This window comes from Mesorhizobium sp. M7A.F.Ca.US.002.01.1.1, from assembly GCF_004022955.1.
GTDB classification, from domain to species: domain Bacteria; phylum Pseudomonadota; class Alphaproteobacteria; order Rhizobiales; family Rhizobiaceae; genus Mesorhizobium; species Mesorhizobium ciceri.
Map to the genome: position 1 here is coordinate 1 of NZ_RZQE01000372.1, position 5,954 is coordinate 5,954.

General features: G+C 62.5%; 8 protein-coding genes. 6 read left to right on the forward strand and 2 right to left on the reverse strand.

Annotated elements, in window-relative coordinates; all coding sequences use genetic code 11:
• Window positions 1–500: crotonase/enoyl-CoA hydratase family protein (locus tag EN932_RS26800; RefSeq protein WP_128369181.1), on the forward strand; the 500-nt coding region annotated here is incomplete at its 5' end.
• A 9-nt stretch (window positions 501–509) separates the two neighbouring features.
• On the opposite strand, the gene pdxH is transcribed toward EN932_RS26800, so the two are convergent.
• Window positions 510–1,127, reverse strand: coding sequence for a pyridoxamine 5'-phosphate oxidase (gene pdxH, locus EN932_RS26805; protein WP_128369182.1), 618 nt, complete (start codon window positions 1,125–1,127; stop codon window positions 510–512).
• 72 nt (window positions 1,128–1,199) lie between these two features.
• Here pdxH and EN932_RS26810 point away from each other — a divergent pair, with 72 nt between their 5' ends.
• The 4 genes from EN932_RS26810 to EN932_RS26825 all read left to right on the forward strand — a co-directional run bounded on the left by EN932_RS26810 (window position 1,200) and on the right by EN932_RS26825 (window position 4,251).
• Window positions 1,200–1,661: an RT0821/Lpp0805 family surface protein gene (locus tag EN932_RS26810; protein WP_013532805.1), complete on the forward strand. Its 462-nt coding sequence runs from the start codon at window positions 1,200–1,202 to the stop codon at window positions 1,659–1,661.
• A 100-nt stretch (window positions 1,662–1,761) separates the two neighbouring features.
• Window positions 1,762–2,691, forward strand: coding sequence for a J domain-containing protein (locus EN932_RS26815; RefSeq protein WP_127388421.1), 930 nt, complete (start codon window positions 1,762–1,764; stop codon window positions 2,689–2,691).
• A 106-nt stretch (window positions 2,692–2,797) separates the two neighbouring features.
• Window positions 2,798–3,616: an enoyl-ACP reductase FabI gene (gene fabI / locus EN932_RS26820; RefSeq protein ID WP_013532803.1), complete on the forward strand. Its 819-nt coding sequence runs from the start codon at window positions 2,798–2,800 to the stop codon at window positions 3,614–3,616.
• A gap of 47 nt (window positions 3,617–3,663) precedes the next feature.
• Window positions 3,664–4,251 (forward strand): histidine phosphatase family protein, encoded by a 588-nt coding sequence (locus EN932_RS26825; protein ID WP_013532802.1) that lies wholly within the window; start codon window positions 3,664–3,666, stop codon window positions 4,249–4,251.
• A 169-nt stretch (window positions 4,252–4,420) separates the two neighbouring features.
• Here EN932_RS26825 and EN932_RS26830 read toward each other — a convergent pair whose 3' ends face one another.
• Window positions 4,421–4,681, reverse strand: a complete 261-nt coding sequence (locus EN932_RS26830) for a DUF1344 domain-containing protein (protein WP_013532801.1) — start codon at window positions 4,679–4,681, stop codon at window positions 4,421–4,423.
• Between the two features lie 178 nt (window positions 4,682–4,859).
• Between EN932_RS26830 and aroC the strand changes: the two genes are divergently transcribed.
• Window positions 4,860–5,954, forward strand: a 1,095-nt coding sequence (aroC, locus tag EN932_RS26835) for a chorismate synthase (RefSeq protein WP_128369183.1), incomplete at its 3' end; no start/stop codon positions are given.

Below are 5,954 nucleotides of genomic sequence, written 5' to 3' on the forward strand. Positions count from 1 at the left end.
TCCTGATGGCGCTGGCCAGGGTCGAAAAACCCATGGTCTCCGGCGTCGACGGCATCGCGGTCGGCATCGGCACGACGCTCAACCTGCATTGCGACCTGACCTTCGCCACGCCACGCACCGTGTTCAGGACACCTTTCGTCGACCTTGGCCTGGTGCCTGAGGCGGGATCGAGCCTCCTGGCGCCGCGCATCCTCGGGCAGCAAGGCGCTTTCGCGCTGCTCGGCCTCGGCGAGGGCTTTTCGGCTGAACGGGCGAAGGCCGCCGGCCTGATCTACGAGGTGGTCGAGGAAGCAGCACTGGAGGCCTCGGTGCTGGCGGCCGCCGGCCAGATCGCGGCCAAGCCGCCGCAGGCGTTGAAGATCGCGCGCGACCTGATGCGCGGCTCGCGCGACGACCTCGTCGCCCGCATCGGCGAGGAAAGCGAGCATTTTCGCGAGCGCCTGAAGTCCGATGAGGCGCGCGCCGCGCTCACCGCGTTCATGACGAGAAAGAAGGCCTGAGCCTCTTCTTCAGGGATAAAGCCTCGTCTTGTCCCAGGCGCCTTTTTTGTTGCGGCTGAAGACGAGCCGGTCGTGCAGGCGGAACGGCCTGTCGTGCCAGAACTCGATTGTCGTGGGCACGATTCGGAAGCCGGACCAGTGCTTTGGCCGCGGGATCTCGCCGATCGGGTAGCGTGCCGTGTATTCGGCCACTGCCTTCTCCAGCGCAAAGCGGCTTTCCAGCGGCCGCGATTGTTTCGAGGCCCATGCGCCGATGCGGCTGCCGCGCGGCCGTGTCGCATAGTAGGCGTCGGCTTCGGCGTCGCTGACGATCTCCACCGGTCCGCGAATGCGTACCTGGCGGCGCAGTGATTTCCAATGGAAACACATCGCCGCCTTCATGCTGCCAAGAATCTCCTGGCCCTTGGCGCTCTCGAAATTCGTGTAGAAGACAAACCCGCTTTCATCGAACCCCTTGAGCAAAACCATGCGCACATCCGGCATGCCGTCGGTATCGACGGTCGCCAGAGCCACGCCGTTGGGGTCGTTCGGCTCGCTTTTCGTGGCGTCGTCCAGCCATGCGGCAAACAGGCGAAACGGCTCGGCAGCCTCGGTAAAGTCACCGCTTGTTAACTCAGTGTCACTCATAGTTTTTCTCAAATTGTCACGAAGATTCTTACAAAGCCAAGATTCTTAACGAAGCAAGGGGGAGGCTGCCGATTGTCGCTTATCGCGCAAGCTTTTGACAGCAGGCAATGGAGCGTTATCGCTTCGGCCAGCGCGAAAGCCGCGATCGTGGCGGTCGCCTTGCCGCTTGCCGCTTGTGGCGCCGGCGGCTTCAGCCTGGAAAAAGCCGAAGTCGACCGCTCGATCCTGACCAGCAGCACATCGGCCTCGGCCGCGCCGGCCAGTCTGGATCGCGACTCCGACCAGACGACGATCGGCAATGCAGTCTCCTCGGCCGACATCGAGCAGCTCGGCGGGCAGGCCGTCCCATGGGCCAATGCCGGTACCGGCTCGCGCGGTTCCATCACCGATCTGGCGGAATTGAAGGACAACGGCCAGACCTGCCGCCGCTTCAAGGCCTCGCGCGAAAGCTTTGACGGCGTTGCCATGTTCGAAGGCGAACTGTGCCTGGCCAGCGCCGGCGGCTGGCGCATGCAGGACTTCAAGGCGCTCTGATTTTCCGCGTCTGATATGCGGCTCCAGCACTGGAATTTCTTCCTATGGGAGCGCATATAAGAGGCAACCAGAGACTCAACTCTTCTCCAGGGCAGTAAGCATGCGCGACCCCTATGAGGTGCTGGGCGTTGCCAGGAACGCATCGGCCAAAGACATAAAGTCGGCGTACCGGAAACTCGCCAAAAAGCATCATCCGGACCAGAATCCGAATGATCCAAAGGCGAAGGACCGTTTTGCCGCAGCCAACCAGGCCTACGAGATCGTCGGCGACGAAAAGAATCGCGCCGCTTTCGATCGCGGCGAGATCGACGCCGACGGCAAGCCGCGATTCCAGGGCTTTGAGGGCGCTGCCGGTGGCGGCGATCCGTTTGGCGGCTTTCGCCGGCAGCAAGGTCCGGGCGGCTCGCGGTTCGAGTTCCGCTCCGGTCGACCCGGTGGCGATCCGTTCGACGGCAACAGCGACATCTTCAGCCAGATTTTTGGCGACACTTTTTCCGGCGCGCGCGGTCCCGGCATGGGCGATCGCCGCCAGCAGGCGACCGCTGCCGATCTGAACGTGACGCTCGACGTCACCATCGAGGAAGCGGCGACCGCTGAAAAGGTGACGGCGATGTTCCCCGACGGCCGCAAGGTGGCGGTCAAGCTGCCGGCCTATGTCGAGGATGGCCAGACCATCCGCCTCAAGGGTCAAGGCGAGCAGGGGCCGGGCCAGCCAGGCGACGCGCTGGTCAAGATCCATCTGCGCCGGCATCCACGCTACCGCATCGAAGGCCGCGACCTGCACGCCGATCTGCCGGTGATGCTGGCGGATGCCGTGCTCGGCGCCAAGGTGCCTGTCGAGACGCCGACCGGCAGGCTCGCGGTCAACATTCCGGCCTGGTCGAGCTCCGACAAGGTCCTGCGGCTGAAGGGCAGAGGCCTGCCGGAAAAGGCCGGCGGTCACGGCGATCTCTACGCTCATGTGCGTATCATGCTGCCGGAAGGCGGTGATAGCGCACTCGAAGCGCTGTTGCGCAGCCAAAAAGGCTGATCGGCGGCTTTTGTCCCCTGAACTGTCCGTTTTGAGCGCTTGAAGGGGCTCTGTGCCTGTGCGATAGGGCAACCCACAAAGCTGAAATCTTGCGGAGAGCGCTCACATGGCGGGTGGACAGGGCCTAATGGCCGGCAAGCGCGGCCTCATTCTTGGCGTCGCCAACAATAGGTCGATCGCTTATGGCATCGCCAAGGCCTGCGTCGATCATGGCGCCGAGATAGCGCTGACCTATCAGGGCGAGGCGTTCAAGAAGCGTGTCGAGCCGCTGGCGGCGGAACTGGGCGCCTTTGTCGCCGGCCATTGCGACGTCACCGATCCGGCGAGCCTGGATGAGGTTTTCGCCAATGTCGCCAAACATTGGGGCAAGCTTGATTTCCTCGTCCACGCCATTGCCTTCTCCGACAAGGATGAGCTGACTGGCCGCTATGTCGAGACGTCACGCGACAATTTCCTGCGCACAATGGACATTTCGGTCTATTCCTTCACCACCATCGCCAAGCGCGCCGAGGCGCTGATGACCGATGGCGGCTCACTGCTGACGCTGACCTACTACGGCGCCGAAAAGGTGATGCCGCACTACAACGTCATGGGTGTCGCCAAGGCGGCGCTCGAGGCCAGCGTGCGCTACCTGGCGGTCGATCTCGGCGCCAAGAAGATCCGCGTCAACGCCATTTCGGCTGGCCCGATCAAGACCCTTGCCGCTTCCGGCATCGGCGATTTCCGCTACATCCTGAAGTGGAACGAGTACAATTCGCCGCTGAAGCAGACGGTGACGCAGGAGGAAGTCGGCGATTCCGGCGTCTATTTCCTGTCCGATCTGTCGCGCGGCGTCACCGGTGAAGTGCACCACGTCGATTCGGGCTACCACGTCGTCGGCATGAAGGCGGTCGACGCGCCTGATATTTCGACCGTCAAGGACTAACACCCCCGCCAACCGTCGTCCGTCCCGATCCCGCACCGGAAGACCTGATGTACCCGCTGGTTTATATCGCGCGCCACGGCCAGACCGCGTGGAACGCCGAAATGCGGCTTCAGGGGCAGGCTGACACCGATCTCAATGCTCTTGGCCGCGAACAGGCGACCGGCAACGGGCTTCGGCTAGCTGCGTTGGTTCCAGATCCCTGGGAATTCGACTTCGTCGCCAGTCCGATGAAACGGACGCGCGAAACGATGCAGCGTATTCGCGCCGCGATGAAGCTGGATCCGGATGCCTATCGAACCGATCCGCGCCTCGTCGAGGTCAATTTCGGCGATTGGCAGGGATTTACCTTTCCCGAGCTGGAGACGCGGTATCCCGGAGCAAGCGGGACGCGCGCTCTGGACAAGTGGAACTTCCAGCCGCCCGGCGAAGGCGCCGAGAGCTATCAGATGCTGCTCGAACGGGTGAGGCCATGCTTCGACGCGATCGAACGCCAGACGATATGCGTGACCCATGGCGGCGTCATGCGCACCTTGTTTCGTTTCGTTCTGGGATTGGCCGAGGACGAGGCAGCGAACCTGGAAATACCGCAGGATCGCCTGCTCAAGCTCGAAGGCAAGAGTCTGGAGTGGCTTTGATGCATGTCGCCCAAAAGTGGCCCCGGTTTTGGGAGAACGACATACATAAAACAAAGACCTAAAGCGGGTCGCCTGAAATCCGTTCAGACGCGACACGCTCTAGGCCATTTCGCAGGCGGCTCGGCGAAAGCTGAACCGCAAACGCTGCATTCAATTGAGGTTGGAAGCTCTAGTTGGCTGAGCTGTCCGGCAGTTCCATGTCGGTGATGACGTTTTCGCCATTGGTCACATCGTAGGCGATGACGATGTCCATGCCCGGCTTCAGCGCGTCGAGATCGGTCTCTGCGTTCAGCTTGTAGGACTTGCCGTCATCCAGCGTCAGCGTCGCCGTGTCCTTGTCGATCTTCTTGATCAGGCCTTCGGTCTGGCCGGCGAAAGCGGCGGTGGAAAGCAGCAGCGTGGCGGCAACGGCGCTAATCAGGGTACGCATAATCGTTCCTCTTTATCATTGCACCGGCATGGCGGCGGGCTGTTCAACAGCGGATGGAGCAGAGCAGAAACCAACCGAATGTGTCAAAACTAAATCCGCCAGATCACAGTTTGACCCCTGTGAAAAACGCCAATAGAACGCAATCTTCAGCCGGCTCCGATGCCGGGCAGGGTATTTCATGTCTCACAACACGTTCGGCCACCTTTTCCGCGTCACCACCTGGGGCGAAAGCCATGGCCCGTCGCTCGGCTGCGTGGTCGACGGCTGTCCGCCCGGCATCCGCTTTACGCGCGACGAGATCCAGGCCGAACTCGACAAGCGCCGTCCGGGACAGTCACGTTTCGTGACGCAGCGTCGCGAACCAGATGAAGTGAAGGTGCTGTCAGGTTTCATCCTCGACGAGGACGGCGAGACGATGATCACCACCGGCACGCCGGTGTCGATGCTGATCGAGAATGTCGACCAGCGTTCAAAGGATTATGGCGAGATCGCCCGCCAGTACCGGCCCGGCCATGCCGACTACACCTATGACGTCAAATACGGGGTGCGCGATTATCGTGGCGGCGGCCGCTCCTCGGCCCGCGAGACGGCAGCCAGAGTGGCGGCCGGTGCCTTGGCGCGCAAGGTGGTGCCCGGCGTGGTGGTGCGCGGTGCGCTGGTGTCGATGGGCGAGAAATCCATCGATCGCGCCAACTGGAACTGGAATTTCATCGGCGATGCGGAAAATCCGTTCTTCACCCCCGATCCGGCTTCCGTTCCTGTCTTCACGCAGTATCTCGACGGCATCCGCAACGCGGGCTCCTCGGTCGGTGCGGTGATCGAGATCGTCGCCGACGGCGTTCCACCGGGCCTCGGCGCGCCGATCTATGCCAAGCTCGACCAGGACATCGCCTCCGGCCTGATGTCGATCAACGCGGTCAAAGGCGTCGAGATCGGCAACGGCTTCGAGGCCGCCCGCATCACCGGCGAGCAGAATGCCGACGAGATGCGCATCGGCAATGACGGCAAGCCGGTGTTCCTGTCCAACAATGCCGGCGGCATCCTCGGCGGCATCTCGACCGGCCAGGCAATCGTCGCCCGTTTCGCCGTCAAGCCGACCTCGTCGATCCTGACCCCGCGAAAGTCGATCGATAAGGACGGCAAGGACGTCGAGATCATGACCAAGGGCCGCCACGATCCATGCGTCGGCATCCGCGCCGTGCCGATCGGCGAGGCAATGGTTGCCTGTGCGATCGCCGATCATTATCTGCGGCATCGGGGACAGACGGGGAGG

What these genes read in the sequence shown, in the direction of transcription:
- pdxH (WP_128369182.1), bottom strand. Translation starts at nt 1,127, where the DNA reads ATGAGTGACACTGAGTTAACAAGCGGTGACTTTACCGAGGCTGCCGAG.
- EN932_RS26815 (WP_127388421.1), top strand. Translation starts at nt 1,762, where the DNA reads ATGCGCGACCCCTATGAGGTGCTGGGCGTTGCCAGGAACGCATCGGCC.
- fabI (WP_013532803.1), top strand. Translation starts at nt 2,798, where the DNA reads ATGGCGGGTGGACAGGGCCTAATGGCCGGCAAGCGCGGCCTCATTCTT.
- EN932_RS26825 (WP_013532802.1), top strand. Translation starts at nt 3,664, where the DNA reads ATGTACCCGCTGGTTTATATCGCGCGCCACGGCCAGACCGCGTGGAAC.
- EN932_RS26830 (WP_013532801.1), bottom strand. Translation starts at nt 4,681, where the DNA reads ATGCGTACCCTGATTAGCGCCGTTGCCGCCACGCTGCTGCTTTCCACC.